Genomic DNA, 16,786 nt, shown 5'->3' with positions numbered 1-16,786 from the left:
GGATATGAATACCTATACCGCGCTGCGCATCGCTGCAATTTTCATGTTGGCATTGATAACTTCGCCAAGTCTGGCGCAAGATTGTTTGCAGATACGAATGCCTGAGGGCAGCAAGGAAATCCGCGTCCCAGCCAACCTTGCGCTTGTGAGATATCAGGAACGAGACACCATGACTCCCGCTGGATTTTGGCTATATCACGGGGGACAAAATTTGTCCCTGAGCGGCCGTGCTCGCTTTTGCTTGGCCCAGGACATTGTCAGAAACTTCGGAATAGCCAAACTGCTCGGCGAACCCGGCGGATCGGGTCCGCTAATTCAACTTTCGAATAGTAACATTACATTAGATTTACGCGGGCATACGCTGCGCTCAGACCGTGCCGGCGTCGCAATTGCGGGCAATGTGGGAGGGAAAATCCATCAAACATCACGCCGCGTATTCACCTTTACGAACGGAAGTATCGAAGTGGATGGCCAAGGCATATCTTTAACTGGATGGCAGTACACAGGAAACAGACACAACTATCGACCTGATCCAGCTCTACTCGCTACGGTAGCAGAGTGGTACGGTCCAAGCTTTCGAGATTTTGACGACACCAAAATTCTCTTGGAAAACCTCACCATCAAAAGCGGTGGGTTGGCCGCCTATCTAGTCGGTCGCAACAACATCATTAGGCATTGTCACATTGAAGTCGCAGGCCATGAAGCGGTTGCGCTGTTCGGCGCGAACAATCAACTCATCGACAACGAAATCATCGTCAAACGGACGCTGCCTGCGCCGGCAGCCGAGGACAACTTGCGACCCGAATTAGGAACCTATTATTCGGAGTATGCCGCCATATGGATCCGTGATGCACCAGGACTCATCATCCGGGGAAACAAAATCACGATCGAGGGTTTGTTCAATGCCGAGCAAGCGATTCTGCTTGCCAATGGCCCCGACGTTGTCATCGAAGACAATGAGGTCACCGGCGCTAACAACCTCTACAAAGCGCTCGACGGGCAATCGTCCGCGCGGGCGCACAACAATCGAAAGCGGTTTGGGAAGTGGCCCGACAATTAAGACTCGTTTTACTAAAACTTTGTCAACAAATCCAAGAGCGCTAGTGCACGGTAGGAAGCGGCGCTGGTGCGCGCGGCCGGCGGGTGATCTCCACCAGATCGCCCTGCCCGTCGCTCGCTTTGACGGTAACCGTCACTTCGCCGGCGCTCACCGACTGCCCTGCGGACAGTAGCGCCTTCCAGTGGCGCTCGTCCCGGTCATCCACCGGCTGCACGCGGATGGGGCCGTCATGAGAAGTCAGTGCGGTGTCGACGGTGTAGACCAACACGCCGCTGCGTGGCATGGCGCTATCTTCGGCTTCGGCGCGGCGACTTTCGGCCACCACCGCCGTGTGCGGTCCCGTCGGCATGACAGCAATTTTGACGTTGCCCGACCGCTCAATCGGCGTCAACCGCACGGTGCCGGCGCCGCAGGCAATCTGTTGATCATCAAGCCAGCCCAGTTGCCAGCGCTCCCAGCCGAGATAACCCGGCGACAGCCCTTCCGGCTCGCCCATCACGCTGAACTGGCCGACGTAGGTATGCCACAGCTGGTTCGACGGCAGCGGTCCGGCCAAGTCCACCAGCGACAAGGCATGGCCGATCTCATGCACAAACCAGCCGCCGCGCAGGATGGGCAGATCGGCGCCGGAGGTGGCGCCGTTGAAGAATTCGCGTCCGCCCGCCATCACGCCCGAGCCCGGCGCTGCGGTGAATGCCGGGCCCCAGTCGATAGCCTTGGCATCGGGATTGGCCACCACCAAGATGGCGTCATTGTGAGAATAGTCGATGCCGGGACCGGCGAGGTTGATGGCTTCCTGCAGATAGGCGCGTTGCACCTCGAACGGCGCGCCACGGCCGAAGTGGTAATCGGGCACCGGCTGCCGCATGCGTATCCACTGCGGGCTGACGTCGAAGACCAGCTTCATCCGGCCATATGACACTGCACTGAAAAACTGTTCTGCGCGTGGGGAAATGATGTCCAGCACCTGCTGCGGCGACACCGTGGCCGGCGCATCGCTGAAGTCGACAAACAGCACGCGGAAGCGCACCTCGCCGAGCGTCCTCAGCCGCAGCGGATTGCGTGGGAAGCCGAGACCGACATCACTGCGCAGCTGCATCTCCGGCAAGCGGCAGGCCGCCAGCGGATCGACAGCTGACGCGTCGGCAGCCGAGGCCGACAGCACGCCGCAAAACGCGACCAAAGCGCTCAAAGCAACCGCTTTAGCGGCCATCCTTGACGCCCCACGCAGGCCAGCCACGCCTAATGCGTTTCGCTGTAGAAGCAGCGGCCGCAGGCCTGGCGATAACTCTCGTTGCCGCCAATACTGATCTGCTCACCTTCCTTGATGCGTTTGCCGTTTTCGTCGACACGGATATTCATGGTCGCCTTCTTGCCGCACGAGCAGATATTCTTGATTTCCTCGATATCGTCAGCCAGCGCCAGCAGGTAGGCCGAGCCGGGGAATGGCTCGCCGCGGAAGTCCGAGCGCAAGCCATAGGTGATGACGGGAATGCCGCGCACCTGCGCCAACTGGTGCAGCTGCTTGACCTGCTCCTTGCTCAAAAACTGCGCCTCATCGACCAGCAGGCATGCGATTTTTTCGTCTATCGTTAGAAGAAAATCGGTATTAGCGTCGAAGACCTCGGTATCGCGCTGGGGGCCCAGACGCGACGTCACCTTGCCCACGCCATAGCGGCTATCGATGGCGGCCGTGAACAGGCGCACTTTCTGCCCCTGCTCTTCATAGTTATGCGCCACCTGCAACATGGCGGTGGACTTGCCCGCGTTCATCGCGGAGTATCGGAAATAGAGTTTTGCCATAGGCGAATTATAAACCGCGAAAATAAAAAATAGAGCATACTTGCCCGACCTGCCCATAGGAGAACTCATGCGCCAACCTGCACTGTTCAACCTGATTGGCAAGACGCCGCTCGCCGAGGTGACCCGCCTCGATACCGGCCCTTGCCAGTTGTTCCTTAAACTGGAATCGCAAAACCCCGGCGGTTCGATCAAGGACCGTATCGGTCTGGCCATGATCGAAGCGGCCGAAGCCCAGGGTCTGCTCAAGCCCGGCGGCACGATTATCGAAGCCACCGCCGGCAATACCGGCCTCGGACTGGCACTGGTCGGACGGCTGAAAGGCTACCGCGTGCTGCTGGTCGTCCCCGACAAGATGTCCACCGAAAAAGTGCTGCACCTGAAGGCGCTTGGCGCCGAGGTGCGCACCACCCGTTCCGACGTCGGCAAAGGTCATCCCGAGTATTACCAGGACTATGCCGCGCGGCTGGCCGCCGAAACCCCGGGCGCCTGGTTCTCGGATCAATTCAACAATCCCGCCAATCCGCTGGCGCACGAAACCACCACCGGCCCGGAAATCTGGGAACAGATGGGCCACGACATCGACGCCATCGTGGTCGGCGTCGGCTCGTCGGGCACGCTGACCGGCTTGACCCGCTACTTCCGCCAGGTCGCGCCGCACGTCGAATTTATCCTCGCCGATCCGGCCGGCTCCATCCTGGCCGAATACATCGCCACCGGCCACGTCTCCGAAACCAGCGGCTCGTGGGCTGTGGAAGGCATCGGCGAAGACTTCATCCCCGCCATCGCCGACATGACCGGCGTGACCAAGGCCTACACCATCGCCGACGTCGAAAGCTTCGCCACCGCGCGCGCCTTGCTGAAGGAAGAAGGCATACCGGGCGGCTCGTCCACCGGCACACTGCTGGCCGCCGCGCTGCGCTACTGCCGCGAACAGACCACTCCCAAGCGCGTGGTGACCTTCGTCTGCGACACCGGCACCCGCTACCTGTCCAAGGTGTACAACGACGGCTGGATGCGCGACCAGGGGCTGCTGGAACGCCAGCGCTTCAACGACTTGCGCGACCTGATCGGCCGCCGCTTCGACGCCGGAGAAGTCATCAGCGTCACGCCGCAAGACACGCTGATGATCGCCTTCAACCGCATGCGCGCCGCCGACGTGGCGCAGCTGCCGGTGCTGGAGAACGGCCAGCTGGCCGGCATCATCGACGAATCCGACGTGCTGCTGACGGTCGGCGCGGAGCCGGAGCGCTTCAACAATCCGGTCGGCGCCACCATGACCAAGCGGCTAGAAATCCTCAAGCCATCGGCCGACATGCAGGCGCTGCGCGCCACGCTGGACCGCGGCCTGACCGCCGTTGTCGCCGATGGCGACACCTTCTACGGCCTGATTACCCGTTACGACTTGCTTAACCATCTGCGAAGGACGCTATCTTGAGCGACAAACCGAGCAACCACAAAGCCGCCCTGGCCACCCGCGTGATCCACGCCGGCCAATCGCCCGACCCATCGACCGGCGCCATCATGCCGCCGATTTACGCCACCTCCACCTTTGTGCAGGAAAGCCCTGGCGTGCACAAGGGCCTGGACTACGGCCGCTCGCACAATCCCACCCGCTGGGCGCTGGAACGCTGCGTGGCCGACCTGGAAAGCGGCGCGCAAGGTTTCGCCTTCGCCTCCGGCCTGGCGGCGATATCGACGGTGCTGGAGCTGGCCGATGCCGGCTCCCACATCATCGCTGGCGACGATATGTATGGCGGCACCTACCGCCTGTTCGAGCGCGTGCGCCGCCGCAGCGCCGGTCACCAGTTCACCTACGTCGACCTGACCAATCCCGAGAACCTGCTGGCCGCCATCAAGCCCGAGACCAAAATGGTATGGGTAGAAACGCCGACTAACCCGATGCTCAAGCTGGCCGATTTGCAGGCCATCGCCAAGATCTGCCGCGAGCGCGGCATCATCGCCATCGCCGACAACACCTTCGCCAGCCCGATCGTCCAACGTCCGCTGGAACATGGCTTTGACATCGTGGTGCATTCGACCACCAAGTATTTGAACGGCCACTCCGACATCATCGGCGGCATCGCCGTAGTGGGCGGCGAGGAACGCCAGAAGGAATGGCGCGAGCAGCTGGCCTTCCTGCAAAACTCGGTCGGCGCGATTGCCGGCCCGTTCGACAGCTTCCTGGCGCTGCGCGGCGTGAAGACGCTGGCGATCCGCATGGAGCGCCACTGCGCCAGCGCACTGGAACTGGCGCGCTGGCTCGAGCAGCAGCCGGAGGTGCGCAAGGTGTTCTATCCGGGACTGGAGTCGCATCCGCAGCACGAACTGGCCAAGCGCCAGATGCAGGGCTTCGGCGGCATTATCTCGATCGACCTGAACACCGACCTGCCGGGCGCGCGCCGTTTCCTGGAAAGCTGCGAAGTATTTGCGCTGGCCGAAAGCCTGGGCGGCGTCGAAAGCCTGATCGAACATCCGGCGCTGATGACGCATGCGTCCATCCCGGCGCCGCAGCGGGCGGCACTGGGCATCGGCGATGGTTTGATCCGCCTGTCGGTGGGAATTGAAGATTTAGAGGATTTAAGGGCCGATATTCGTCGTTCGCTCGACGCTATTTAACTGCTAAGATTCGGCGCATGACTTATCTCATCTTCATCATCATCGCCTTGCTGGCCCTGGGTTTCGCCTATTCGATCCTGGTGGCGGACGCCAAACCGGTGGTCGGCAGCGACTACTACAAGGTTTCGAAGGACGGCCGCGTGCTGCTGGCCGCCGGTCCCAAGGTCAGCGCCATCAAGCCGACCCTGTATCCGGAAGGCTTGAAGGTCAAGCTGCGCGGCGGTAAGCGCGAGGGCGAATTCTACGTGCACGACCTGGTGGCGGAAGTGTTCCTGCCCAATCCGAACAAGCTGCCGGCGGTGCGCCATCGGGATGGCAACGTCCGCAACAACAAGGTCGAGAACCTGCAATGGGCCCGGCTCGAAGACATCGAACACCCCGAGCCGGTGGTCTACCCTCGGCCGTAAAAGCGCGCGGCGCCTGCAAAACCCGCACGCCGCGACGCCAGGGTCTGACCCCGTACGGGGTCAGACCCTTTTCGTTCGGTGTAATTATTCGCCGGGATGGTAGCGGCGTTCGAGGTTTTTCTCCACGTCCGCCTTGTAGAACAGCACATCCTTGAATTCGCCGCGCGCGTACATCGCCGCCTGATCGTTGAAGTGCGGCGACGCAGGATCGCCACTCTGCCCGCCCGCCAGAATGCTGCGCGCCTTGACGCGCGGCCCAAACTCCACCGCCGCCACAAAGCTGTTGCCACGCTCGCCGTAAATCCGCCTGGTTTTCTGCTTGGACGTGGTCCCGTAGGCCGCCAGCGATCCCCAGTTGGCCGAGGCGAATGGTACCGGTAAACTCGGTTTGCTGTCGTCAAACGGCTGCAAGATATCGCCGGTTAAGCGCTGGAAACGATTGATCTCGCCCCACGGCGTCTGCCAGTTGCCGAAGTCCTTGGTCAGTTTGGCGGTGGCGCGTTCCAGCGCCTCCAGCCGCTGCTGCGGCGTGATGGCGGCCTGGATGTAATCCAACACCTGCACTTCCTTGGCCTTGGCGGCCGGCTGGTACGTGGTCCACAAATCCTGCGCCCAGAACACCGCCAGCGAGGTGGCGGTCGACTCCAGCGAGTAACGCATGTCCCAGCCGCGCAGCGCCTTGATCTGCGGCGCCAGCGCCGCCTTGCGCGCATCGTCGGCCGGCAGTTCGTCGTAGGCGGCGAACAGCTGCGGCAGCAGCGGCTCAAACGCCGGCAGCTGGGTGTCGTAGGCCGCGGCGATCAGGCTGTCGATGGTGAAGCCCTTTTTATTTTCCAGCACGCGCACGGCGTGGATGCCGCGCGGGTTCTCAGGATTCATCGACATATACGCCGGATAGTCCTTGACCTTCGGGCTGTAGGCGCCGGCCGCCGTGTACGGCCAGTTATTGGTGTTCTGAATCCAGCCGTTCTTTGGATTGAACAGCGTGGTGGTTTCCTTCACTTCGTGCAAGCCTTGCCACTCGGTGGCCGGATTGCTGCCATCGACCGGATGCTTCCAGTCGAATTGCGGATCACGGCGTGGGATAAAATTCCCGTGGAAGTAAGCGATATTGCCGTCGGCATCCGCATACACGGTGTTGTTCGACGAATTGGTGCGCAACTCCATCGACTTGTAGAAAGCCTTGTAATTGCGCGCCTTGGTACGGCTGAAGGACTGCGTCAGCGCCTTCAACGGCTCATTCATCAGGCGCACCGCCACCCATTTGCCATCCTTGGCGCGAACGATCGGGCCGTGGTGGCTATAGTAGACACGCACCGTCTTGCTGGCCATGCCGTCCTTGGTCTTGTACGGCAGCGCGATGTCGACCGCCTTCAGCGGCCGCTGCTCGTTGCCGTACTGGTAGAAGAACTGGCCGTCTTTCTCGGTGATGGTTTCGAGGTACTCGTCGATCACGTCACCGCCGCCGGAGGTATGCATCCAGCCGACACGGTCGTTAAAGCCCTGGTAGACGAAGAACTGGCCCCAGGTCACCGCGCCATACGCGTTCAGGCCTTCTTCGCTGTGCACCGCCACTTCGGGACGGAAGTAGAACGAGGTGTGCGGGTTGATCATCAACAGCGCGTGCTTGTTTCTGGTCAGCGCGGGAGCGATGGCAAAGCCGTTCGAGCCGCCCGGCTCTTTATCCAGGTCGATGCCGTCGCTGGACGACATCAGCACCGGCGGCATCAGCGGCACTTTGGCGCCGTCCGCGTACAGCGCTTGCAGCTGCTTGATGTCGATGGTCTCGATATCGCCGCCGATGCTGCCTTCGCTGAAGCTGAGCGCCATCCACGGCTCAAAGTGCGTGAACAGCGCCGGCTTCACATCCGCGTGCGTTTGCAGATAGTAGTTCAGACCATCGGCCCAAGCGTTCATCAGCTTTTGCAGCCACACCGGCGCGGCCGCATACTGGCGCTTCAGCTCATCGGGATTGATGAAGAGCTTCATGCGCAGGTCTTTATACAGCTCGGCCTCGCCCTCCACTTCCGCCAATCGACCCATGGCGTTGATGAAGTTCAGCTCCACGCGCGGGAAGTCATCCTCCGCCTGCGCGTAGACCATGCCGAAGACCGCATCGGCATCGGTTTTGCCATAGACGTGCGGGATGCCCCACTTGTCGCGCAAGATGGTCACGCGCTGGGCGGCGGCCTTCAGCCGCACCGGCTCCGCTACCGAGGCTGTTTTTGCAACGACAGGCGCCGAAACCGCCTCGCCGGCGGCGGCAACGCACACCGACGCGGCACAGATCAAAGCTACCCGAGCGCGCGTCATCATCAGGCGCTGGCCAGCTCGGAAATCCGGCGTTGCAGAACCGTGATCTCTTCCAGCAACGCGGCGTTCTTTTCGCGCAGCGCCATGTTTTCCGCGCGCAGTTCGCGCACGTCGGTCGGCATATCGCTGTAATCGACTTCCGGCGCGGCCTTGCCCTCTTTCGGCTCCTTGGCCGGACGGGCGGCGGCGCGCAGGTCGCGCACTTCCTTGGCGGCCTTTTGCAGTTCCTTCTTGCCGCCGGCAACCGCCGCCAGCTGCTGCTCTTCCGACAGCGACGCCACCGTGGCCGCCGCATTGATCGAGATGGTGCCGGCGCGGACCGCTTCCACCAGTTCCGGCGTCGCCGTCTTCTGAATCTTTTCGATCTGGCCGATGGTCGCGCTGCTCAGGCGCGCGGCGCGGGCAATGTCCTCGCGCGACGCCAGCGGCATGGCGGCCGGCTTCTTCGCTGCGGCCTCGCCTTCTTCCGGCGCGATGCGGGCATCTTCGGCGGCGGCTTCGGCGGCCAGCTCCAGCGCGCGCGCGGTCATGATTTCCTTCTTGCGCAGCGCCAGCACGCCGCGCTGGTAATCGGAAATGCTGCGGCGGCCCAGATTGTTATCGATCATCCACAGCTTCACGTCTTCCATGCTGCGGAAGCTGGTGTTTTCCGTTACCTTGAACGGAATGCCGTGCTGCTGGCAGATCTGGTAGCGGTTGTGGCCGTCCACCAGCACGTCTTCCCACAGGACCAGCGCATCGCGGCAGCCTTCCGTCAGGATGCTGCGCTCGAGCGCCTGGTATTCACTCTCAGTCAGCGGCTCGATGTAAGCGCGCAGCACGTCATTAATTTTGATTTGCATATCTATCCTTGAAATACCGGCGCCGGGGTGTGAATGCCGGCCCGCACGCCGAACAGCATGCTACACCATCCGGCTGTCCGCCAAAAGCATCAACTTGCAAGATGGCGACTAAGGCAATTTTAAGAAACCACCATTACTATGTCACTCAGTCAAACGTGCTTTCTCCGCAAATTGACCAAAGCCCCGACAGGTCCCCCGCCTGCTCGGGGCTTTTCTTTTGCGTTTTTGCAACAGGCATTTCACTCTGATAACGACAGCAAACTACATTCATGTTATCTTCAATGTACTGGAGTAAATATTAATTCTTTGGAGAAATAATATGATTGCAAAAATGTCTCTCAAATTGGCTGCCGTTGTCGTCGCCGCCGCGTTTAGCAACGTCGCCGGCGCCACCGTGGTCGACGTCAGTGGTCAATATACTTTGCAATATTCGGTCGCTGCGGTGGCCGGCCAAAGCCATGAATATGTCTTCAATTACGCGATCACCAACGTCGCGCAGGGTTACGCCGGCAGCCAGACCGGTCTGGATGGCTTTACCGTCTACATCCCGACCAGCGCGACTGTGCTGAACGTGACCGTGCCGACGCCCTACGCCGGCAGTCCCGGCTTCTGGAGCAACAGCGCCTCGCCCAGCCTGAGCCTGGGCGGCAACGGCAGCCAGGACATGGTTGCCCCGGCCGGTTACCAGGCCTACACTTTCTGGGGGCAGAATACGGAATCGGTCTACCAGCAAAACGGCACCGCCCACTTCAGCCTGACGCTGGGCAATGTCTCGCTGGGGACGAATACGGTCGGTATTTCCAGCTACTACGGCTTTGCCACGCCGCCGAGCGGCCAGCAATACGTCTCCAATCAGTGGGGCAATTACACCACCTTCACCACGCAAGCCTTGTCGGCGGTGACCGTGGCGGCCGTACCGGAACCTGAAACCTACGCGATGCTGCTGGCCGGACTGGGCATCATGGGTGCAGTCGCCCGCCGCCGGCGCCGTCAAGGCTAAAAACAGAAAAACGCGCTACGGCGCGTTTTTTTTGTGCTCAGCGGCCTTGCTCCTTGGCCGCTGTCTTGATCTCCGCGCAGGACATCGGCTTGCCGTTCTTCGCAGCCTCCGCCTCCAGCTGCTGGCAGCCCTGATAGTTATGCCAGAACACCAGCACATAGCCGGCCACACCCAGCACCACGGCAATCATCGCCGCCGCCAATCCCACCTTCACCACTTTTTCAGACGCCATTTCCAATCCCTCTAGCCTGCCAGACAAAGGAGTAATGGTAGCACCCCGCCATTTGCGCGTCGCAAAAAAATAGTTCGGATTAGAATCGGACACAAGGAGGAACACTATGTACGAACACTTGACCGGCAAATATATTCCACTCGCAACCGAGCGCACCAAGGATGCAGTCAAAGACCTGCAACCTGGAGAGCGGCGCAAAATCGACGTCATCAATCCCAAAGACCCGACCGACCGCATCATTACGGACGCGTGGGTGGTGGTGGATGACGAAGGCGCCCACTTCAGTTTCCAGGATGGTGCGCTGGGCGGCGACGCTTATCTGGGACCGGCGGATCAGGTGCGGATCGCGATCGAAGAAGCGCCGCTGGCGGACTGACGTGGCCTCAGCAGCGGTGCTGAACGTTTACACCTTGCGGCGACGACGCGCGACACCGCTCAGCAGGCCCAGGCCAGCGAGCAACATCGCATACGTTTCTGGCTCAGGAACCTGGGACACCATTCCCACCTGAGTAATAGTCACCGCCTGGGAGCCGCTGGACCAGAACCCTGGTGCGACCAGACTTGAGTAGGTCAGCGTAGCAGTGTTGTCGTCATGAAACACCGAAAAGGCAAAGTCATTCATGCCGGAATCAAGGTGGTTTTCATCGCTGAGGCCGCCGACATTGGTGTAATTGAAGTGGTTTGCAAACTTTACATCGCTCATCGAGTAACTGACGTCACCAATCGTCAGACTGAAGGCTTTGAGTGTGTCCCAATCGGAACTAGCCGAGGCAGCGGAAAAAATAACGCTACCGAAAGCGGTCTTGAACGGTGCCATGCCCACCCCAGGCTGGACAGCACCGAAGCCAGACATCGAAAAATTGACCTTATAATCGTTGGCATGCGCCATCGACATGGACAACAACAGCGAACTTGCAACAGCAGCAAACTTCTTCAACATGGCAGTCTCCAGAAAAACTTTTAATCCGATAATAATATTATCACAATAAAAATACCTGGGACAGCGAGTAAATTAGTTACTGCAATTTGCACTGGTGCCTCGAGCCGGAATCGAACCGGCACGCCTTGCGGCGGGAGATTTTAAGTCTCCTGTGTCTACCGATTTCACCATCGAGGCCCACACAGCCCAATATTATGACATGAACTCTACATAACTGCCAGACAACTACTGATCTAAGATAACGGTGGCTGACGGTCGCGCGCCACTGGCGGCAAGCGGTACTTGACCAGGCTGACGCGCTGCGACCGGTATATGCCGCAATGGCCTGAGAACAGATACGCCACCACGCACGCCAGCGCCGCGAAAGGTCCGATCTGCGGACCGAACAACTCGATCGCCATGATGGTGGACGCCAGCGGCGTATTGGCGGCGCCCGCGAACACCGCTACAAAGCCCAGTCCCGCCAGCAGCGCAAACGGCAGCTGCAACAGCGGCGCCATCGCATTGCCCAGCGTCGCGCCGATATAGAACAGCGGCGTCACCTCGCCGCCTTTGAAACCACTGCCCAGCGACGCCACCGTGAACGCAAATTTGCCGAGAAAATCCCAAGGCGCCACCGGCTGCTGGAACGCTTCAACAATCACCGGAATGCCAAGGCCGATATAGCGCGTACCGAGCCACCACACCGCCAGCGCCACCAGCGCGCCGCCCACCATCGGCCGCAGCGGCGCATAGCCGATATGCCGCTTCATGAACGCCGATGCGGCATGCGTGGATTTGGCGAAGACCATGCCCACCAGCCCAAACACCATGCCCGCCACCATCACCGCCAGCACGCTCCAGATGCCGATCGGCGCCATGGCGTTCATCGCGTAATGGGTGTGATGCACGCCCCATGCCATGCCCACCTGGTCGGCGACGATGGCGGCGACCATGCACGGGAAGATGGCGTCGTAGCGCAGACGGCCGATCGCCAGCACTTCCAGTCCGAAGATGGCGCCAGCCAGCGGCGTGCCGAACACCGAAGCGAAACCAGCGCTGATGCCGGCCATCAGGATGATGCGCCGTTCGCTGTGGCGCAGGTGGAAGATCGGCGTCAGCTGGTCGGCCAGCGTGCCGCCCATCTGCACTGCCGTCCCTTCGCGGCCGACCGAGGCGCCGAACAAGTGCGACACCACAGTCCCGATCAACACCAGCGGCGCCATACGCAGCGGCACGACTTTCTGGGGATCGTGGATTTCGTCGATCAGCAGATTATTACCCGCTTCCACGCTGCTGCCCACTTTCAGATAGATCCAGCCGACCGCGAAACCGGCCAGCGGCAGCAGCCAGATAATCCAGGGATGGGTTTCACGCCAGTGCGTGGCGTAGTCCAACGCAAACAGAAAACCGGCCGACGCAGTGCCGCTTAGCACCGCAATCACGCCGGCCAGCAGAGTCCACTTACCGATATATGGCAGCAGCAGGAGTTGTTCAGGGTAGCGAGATGGCTTCATAGAGCGGTCGATACTAACAAATCCGCTGAGATGGATCAAATCTCATGTGGATAGGTCTAATACCTTATCAGCCCGCCATTGCCCGATTCGCTCGACAGGAGGACGATTTTCATGATGGAAGAGCGCATAACAACACTGGAAGCAGCGTCCGACAACAACGCCACGGCGCTTGCTGCGCTGGGGAACGAGATGAACGATCGATTCAATCGCATCGAAACCGAGTTAAGCGAACTGCGCCAGAACAAGGCTGATAACGACTCGACCTTATACCGGCTCACCAATATGCAGGACGAGATGAACCGGCGTTTCGGTGAATCCAAAGATGAATTGCAGCGACGCGCAACCGAATTACGCGAACACATCGAACGTGCCTCGACCTCGGGTCGCGAGGAAACCGAGGACTGCAAGCAGGAAATCCGCACGGAAATCGAGCGGCGCTTCACAGAGCTGCGCGGCAAAATTGAACTCCGCTTCGAGATGTTGCGCAGCGCGGAAGAGAAAGATTTCAAAGCCGCCAGTGACAACCTGTCCACCCACACAGCAATGATACGAGAGGACATTGACCGGCGATTTAACGAATTGCGACAAGAGCTGGACCGACGCTTCGCCGAACCAAGGGAGGAAACCAACCGAAGATTCGGACTCGTAGACGACCAATTCAAACAAGTAGAAAAGCGCTTTCAGGAGGTGGATAAGCGCTTTGACGAGGTAGACAAGCGCTTCGAAGCAGTTGACAGGCGCTTCGAACAGGTAGACAAGCGCTTTGATTGCGTGGAGGCCTCCATTGACGAATTGCGTAAGGAACTCCAGCGCTTTATGCGCTGGGGCCTTGGCCTCCTGATGATGATCGCCGTGGCGGCAATCTCAATGGTTGCCAAGGCCTTTTTCGGCTAGTGATGGTGATGCATATCCCCATCCCGCTTCACGTCCATCGCTTCTGACGCTTTGGCCGGCGGTGCGCCGGGTGCGCGCGGAGCGGGCGGCAGTTCGCCGGTCCACTCGTGCGCCACACTGCCCGGCGGATGCTTGTACCAGCCCGGGTCCTTGTAGTCGTTGCGCGCCAGCCCTTCCCTCACCTTCACCACCGTGAACATGCCGCCCATATCGAGACCGCCGAACGGACCGTCGCCAGTCATCATCGGCAGCGTGTTCTCCGGCAGCGGCATCTGCATGCCGTCCATCGCCGCGCCCTTGTCGCCCATGACCATATAGCCCGGCACCAGGTTATTGATCTTTTCCGCCACGCCGCTGTGATCCACGCCGATCATGGTCGGCACCGAGTGCCCCATCGCGTTCATGGTGTGATGCGATTTATGGCAGTGGAACGACCAGTCACCCGGCTCGTCGGCGATAAACTCGATCGCCCGCATCTGGCCCACCGCGATATCGGTGGTCACCTCAGGCCAGCGCGCCGCCGGACGCACCCAGCCGCCATCGGTGCCGGTCACTTCAAATGTATGGCCATGCAAATGCACCGGATGATTGGTCATCGTCAGGTTGCCGACGCGGATGCGCACCCGGTCGTCCTTGCGCACCACCATTGGATCGATGCCCGGAAACGCGCGGCTGTTAAACGTCCACAGGTTAAAGTCCGTCATGGTATTGATCTTCGGCGTGTAGCTACCCGGATCGATATCGTAAGCATTCAGCAGGAAGACAAAATCGCGGTCCACCGCATGCTGCTTCGGATCGCGCGGATGCGTCACCCAAAAGCCCATCATCCCCATCGCCATCTGCGCCATCTCGTCCGCGTGCGGGTGATACATGAAGGTGCCCGCATGCTTGGCCACAAATTCATACACAAACGTCTTCCCCGGCGGGATGCCAGGCTGCGTCAGGCCCGTCACGCCGTCCATGCCGTTCGGCAGACGCTGACCATGCCAATGCACGCTGGTGTGCTCCGGCAGCTTGTTGGTGACGAAGATGCGCACCCGGTCGCCCTCCACCACCTCGATGGTCGGACCGGGACTCTGGCCGTTATAGCCCCACAGGTTGGCCGTCATGCCGGGCGCAATCTCGCGCACCACCGGCTCGGCCACCAGATGGAACTCCTTGACGCCATCCTTCATCCGCCACGGCAGCGTCCAGCCATTCAGCGTGACGACCGGGTTATATGGACGGCCATTTGGTGGCGACAATGGCGCCTGCGTGGCAGGGCTCGATTGCACCGGTGCTTCCGGCAGCGAGGCCACTGCGGCCTTGGTCACCATGCCGGCGCCGATCAGCGCCGCACCGGACAAGAAAGATCTGCGGTCGGTCATGGTTGTACTCCTTTATTCGTTGACAGACGGCCGCCCTGTGCGGCCTCCAGGTTGGCTTGCGCGATCCAGTAGTCCCGCAGCGCGCCGATGTAGCCGCTGACGGCTGTGGCCTGCTCGCGCGCATCGGCCAACAGTTCGAAGACGCTCATCAACATGCCGTTGTAGCGCAACAGGGTTTGCTCGGAAATCTGCTTCCGCAGCGGCAGCACCCGGTCGCGGTAGTGGCGCGCCAGGTCATACGAAGCGCGATAGTCCGCATAACTCGCGCGCGCCTCGCTGCGCGCTTGCACAGCCGCCTGCGCCAACTGATTGACCGACTGCATATAGGTCGCTTCCGCCCGCGCGACACGCGCCGAGCCCCAGTCGAACAGTGGAATCTCCAGCGTCAGTTCATAGCCACGCGTAGCGGTTGGACCGTCGGTATTGCGCACCGCACCCAGATCCAGCACATTGATGAAGCGCGTGGTGCGCGTCAGGCCCAGCGTGGATGCGGTTTGCTCGGTATCCAGCTTGGCGGCCTGGATGTCCAGCCGCTCGTCGACCGCAGCCTGCTCCACGTTCGCCAGTTCGCGCGGTGCGGCCGGCAGGTCGGGCAGATGATCGGGCAAGCGGTACGCCGCCTGTTCGCCGCTTAAGCCCAGTAAGCGCGTCAGCTTCTCGCGTGCGGCCACGGCGGCCTTTTGCGTATGCGTGACATCGGCCACCGTCTGCGCGTGATAGGCCTGTTCCCGCGCCATATCCAGCGCACTCCAGTTGCCGGCTTTGCGCATGCGTTCCGACAGCTCGGCGCTGGCCTGCGCCGAAGCTTCGACCTGCTTGGCGTAGTCGGCGATCTGCGCCGCGGCGACGGCATCAACCCAGGCGCGGCGCGTATCGGCAGCCACCTTCAGCGCCTCGTTCGACACCAGCAGCTTGGTTTGTTCAAAGCGCCGGCCTTCGATGCGGCTGGCCATCGGCGCGGTAATCAGCCCGACCAGATTGAAGGTCAGCGTGCGTTCGATGCCAACCTCGCCGCCGCCATGGCTGCGTTTGAAATCCAGCACCGGATTTTGCACACGGCCGGCCTGCACCAGGTCCGCCTCGGCCACACCGAGCGACCAGTAGGTGGCTTGCAGCCCGCGGTTATTCAGCAGCGCGACCTGCACCGCATCGTCGGCAGATAAAGGCTGTTCGAGTTTTTTGCCGATAACGGCGGCCAGTGCGCGCGCGTCGTCCTCATTGCGTGGGAGACGGCCAGCCACGCTGGCAGGCGCACCGGTGCGCTGTTCGCTCACGCTGGCGACCGCGCCAAAGCCGCCGTCGCCGGACAGCGATGCGCAACCGCCCAGCAGCGCCAGCAAGCTTACGCCGCCGACGAGTTTATACAGAGAAGTCATGTCCTCTTACCTCAAGAATCGTTATGAAATACCCAGCTCGCAGACGGAGCTGTCGTGTGATCAGGCGTGCAGGCCTTGAGGGGGACGTTCAGGGTGGGCCAGGTCGACCGCAGGGAGGAAATCGGAATAGAACGGAATGGCGCGCGACGCCGATGGCAATGCCGGCGCGGCCACTTCCAGCGCCAATACCGGCGCCGCAGCCGCGCAGCATGCGGAGCCGCTGCACTTCATGGTGGTGTGGGAGGATGAACCGTCATGTTGATGGTGATCGGCCTTGGCCTGCGCCGCCATCATGGCCGCATGGTCATGCGGACCGGCTGGCATGGTCATCGACGTCTCTTCGGCGGTCGCAGGCGCGACGCACAGCAGCATCTGCGCCGAAGCGTATCCCTGATACGGGAGCGCCAGCAGCATCAGCCAAACGACGAGAGATCGGAGCA

The 16,786-nt window shown here is 61.0% G+C and carries 17 protein-coding genes and 1 tRNA gene; 7 read left to right on the top strand and 11 right to left on the bottom strand.

Translation table 11 applies throughout. From position 1 onward, the window contains the following. The first annotated feature begins 4 nt into the window (after nucleotides 1-4). Nucleotides 5-1,060 (top strand): right-handed parallel beta-helix repeat-containing protein, encoded by a 1,056-nt coding sequence (locus tag HH213_RS23740; protein ID WP_169113870.1) that lies wholly within the window; start codon nucleotides 5-7, stop codon nucleotides 1,058-1,060. Nucleotides 1,061-1,100: 40 nt separating this feature from the next. Here the strand turns inward: HH213_RS23740 and HH213_RS23735 are convergent, their stop codons facing one another. Then, nucleotides 1,101-2,252, bottom strand: coding sequence for a metallopeptidase domain-containing protein (locus tag HH213_RS23735; RefSeq protein ID WP_146235945.1), 1,152 nt, complete (start codon nucleotides 2,250-2,252; stop codon nucleotides 1,101-1,103). A 50-nt stretch (nucleotides 2,253-2,302) separates the two neighbouring features. Next, nucleotides 2,303-2,863 carry a thymidine kinase gene (locus HH213_RS23730; protein WP_110848651.1) on the bottom strand — a complete coding sequence of 187 codons (561 nt, stop codon included), beginning with the start codon at nucleotides 2,861-2,863 and terminating at the stop codon, nucleotides 2,303-2,305. Between the two features lie 67 nt (nucleotides 2,864-2,930). Between HH213_RS23730 and HH213_RS23725 the strand changes: the two genes are divergently transcribed. The 3 genes from HH213_RS23725 to HH213_RS23715 are packed head-to-tail and all read left to right on the top strand — an operon-like array spanning nucleotide 2,931 to nucleotide 5,886. Continuing rightward, a complete protein-coding gene (locus HH213_RS23725) occupies nucleotides 2,931-4,298 on the top strand; it encodes a pyridoxal-phosphate dependent enzyme (protein WP_169113869.1) in 1,368 nt (455 codons plus the stop codon). After that, a complete protein-coding gene (locus HH213_RS23720; protein WP_169113868.1) occupies nucleotides 4,295-5,479 on the top strand; it encodes a trans-sulfuration enzyme family protein in 1,185 nt (394 codons plus the stop codon). The genes HH213_RS23725 and HH213_RS23720 overlap by 4 nt, the downstream gene beginning before the upstream one ends. A gap of 17 nt (nucleotides 5,480-5,496) precedes the next feature. After that, nucleotides 5,497-5,886: an HNH endonuclease family protein gene (locus HH213_RS23715; RefSeq protein WP_217363460.1), complete on the top strand. Its 390-nt coding sequence runs from the start codon at nucleotides 5,497-5,499 to the stop codon at nucleotides 5,884-5,886. A gap of 84 nt (nucleotides 5,887-5,970) precedes the next feature. On the opposite strand, the gene HH213_RS23710 is transcribed toward HH213_RS23715, so the two are convergent. Both HH213_RS23710 and HH213_RS23705 read right to left on the bottom strand, forming a co-directional pair. Next, nucleotides 5,971-8,202, bottom strand: a complete 2,232-nt coding sequence (locus HH213_RS23710; RefSeq protein WP_169113867.1) for an acylase — start codon at nucleotides 8,200-8,202, stop codon at nucleotides 5,971-5,973. Further along, entirely contained in the window at nucleotides 8,202-9,041 is an 840-nt protein-coding gene (locus HH213_RS23705; RefSeq protein ID WP_169113866.1) for a ParB N-terminal domain-containing protein, read from the bottom strand. Before HH213_RS23705 ends, HH213_RS23710 begins: the two co-directional genes overlap by 1 nt. A gap of 331 nt (nucleotides 9,042-9,372) precedes the next feature. Here HH213_RS23705 and HH213_RS30280 point away from each other — a divergent pair, with 331 nt between their 5' ends. Beyond that, nucleotides 9,373-10,041 carry a PEP-CTERM sorting domain-containing protein gene (locus tag HH213_RS30280; protein ID WP_229263132.1) on the top strand — a complete coding sequence of 223 codons (669 nt, stop codon included), beginning with the start codon at nucleotides 9,373-9,375 and terminating at the stop codon, nucleotides 10,039-10,041. A 37-nt stretch (nucleotides 10,042-10,078) separates the two neighbouring features. Here the strand turns inward: HH213_RS30280 and HH213_RS23695 are convergent, their stop codons facing one another. Then, nucleotides 10,079-10,273, bottom strand: coding sequence for a hypothetical protein (locus HH213_RS23695; protein WP_110889089.1), 195 nt, complete (start codon nucleotides 10,271-10,273; stop codon nucleotides 10,079-10,081). A 106-nt stretch (nucleotides 10,274-10,379) separates the two neighbouring features. Between HH213_RS23695 and HH213_RS23690 the strand changes: the two genes are divergently transcribed. Beyond that, nucleotides 10,380-10,649 (top strand): hypothetical protein, encoded by a 270-nt coding sequence (locus HH213_RS23690; RefSeq protein ID WP_110848119.1) that lies wholly within the window; start codon nucleotides 10,380-10,382, stop codon nucleotides 10,647-10,649. A 27-nt stretch (nucleotides 10,650-10,676) separates the two neighbouring features. On the opposite strand, the gene HH213_RS23685 is transcribed toward HH213_RS23690, so the two are convergent. The 3 genes from HH213_RS23685 to HH213_RS23675 all read right to left on the bottom strand — a co-directional run bounded on the left by HH213_RS23685 (nucleotide 10,677) and on the right by HH213_RS23675 (nucleotide 12,709). Beyond that, nucleotides 10,677-11,213 (bottom strand): PEP-CTERM sorting domain-containing protein, encoded by a 537-nt coding sequence (locus tag HH213_RS23685; RefSeq protein WP_169113864.1) that lies wholly within the window; start codon nucleotides 11,211-11,213, stop codon nucleotides 10,677-10,679. Nucleotides 11,214-11,305: 92 nt separating this feature from the next. Beyond that, nucleotides 11,306-11,390, bottom strand: a tRNA-Leu gene (locus tag HH213_RS23680). A gap of 56 nt (nucleotides 11,391-11,446) precedes the next feature. Further along, nucleotides 11,447-12,709, bottom strand: coding sequence for a voltage-gated chloride channel family protein (locus tag HH213_RS23675; protein WP_169113863.1), 1,263 nt, complete (start codon nucleotides 12,707-12,709; stop codon nucleotides 11,447-11,449). 111 nt (nucleotides 12,710-12,820) lie between these two features. On the opposite strand from HH213_RS23675, the gene HH213_RS23670 reads away from it, so the two are divergent. After that, the gene (locus tag HH213_RS23670; RefSeq protein ID WP_169113862.1) at nucleotides 12,821-13,603 is read left to right on the top strand and encodes a hypothetical protein; all 783 of its coding nucleotides are present in this window, start codon (nucleotides 12,821-12,823) and stop codon (nucleotides 13,601-13,603) included. Here the strand turns inward: HH213_RS23670 and HH213_RS23665 are convergent. The 3 genes from HH213_RS23665 to HH213_RS23655 are packed head-to-tail and all read right to left on the bottom strand — an operon-like array spanning nucleotide 13,600 to nucleotide 16,760. Further along, nucleotides 13,600-14,970, bottom strand: a complete 1,371-nt coding sequence (locus tag HH213_RS23665) for a multicopper oxidase family protein (protein WP_169113861.1) — start codon at nucleotides 14,968-14,970, stop codon at nucleotides 13,600-13,602. The two genes, HH213_RS23670 and HH213_RS23665, sit on opposite strands and share 4 nt — an antisense overlap. Beyond that, nucleotides 14,967-16,346, bottom strand: a complete 1,380-nt coding sequence (locus tag HH213_RS23660) for a TolC family protein (RefSeq protein ID WP_169113860.1) — start codon at nucleotides 16,344-16,346, stop codon at nucleotides 14,967-14,969. Before HH213_RS23660 ends, HH213_RS23665 begins: the two co-directional genes overlap by 4 nt. A gap of 60 nt (nucleotides 16,347-16,406) precedes the next feature. Then, nucleotides 16,407-16,760: a hypothetical protein gene (locus HH213_RS23655; protein ID WP_110848124.1), complete on the bottom strand. Its 354-nt coding sequence runs from the start codon at nucleotides 16,758-16,760 to the stop codon at nucleotides 16,407-16,409. Nucleotides 16,761-16,786 lie beyond the last annotated feature (26 nt).

The organism is Duganella dendranthematis (genome assembly GCF_012849375.1).
Lineage (GTDB): Bacteria > Pseudomonadota > Gammaproteobacteria > Burkholderiales > Burkholderiaceae_D > Rugamonas > Rugamonas dendranthematis.
Note: the sequence above shows the minus strand (reverse complement) of the source record. Positions and strands in the feature narration are given on the sequence as shown.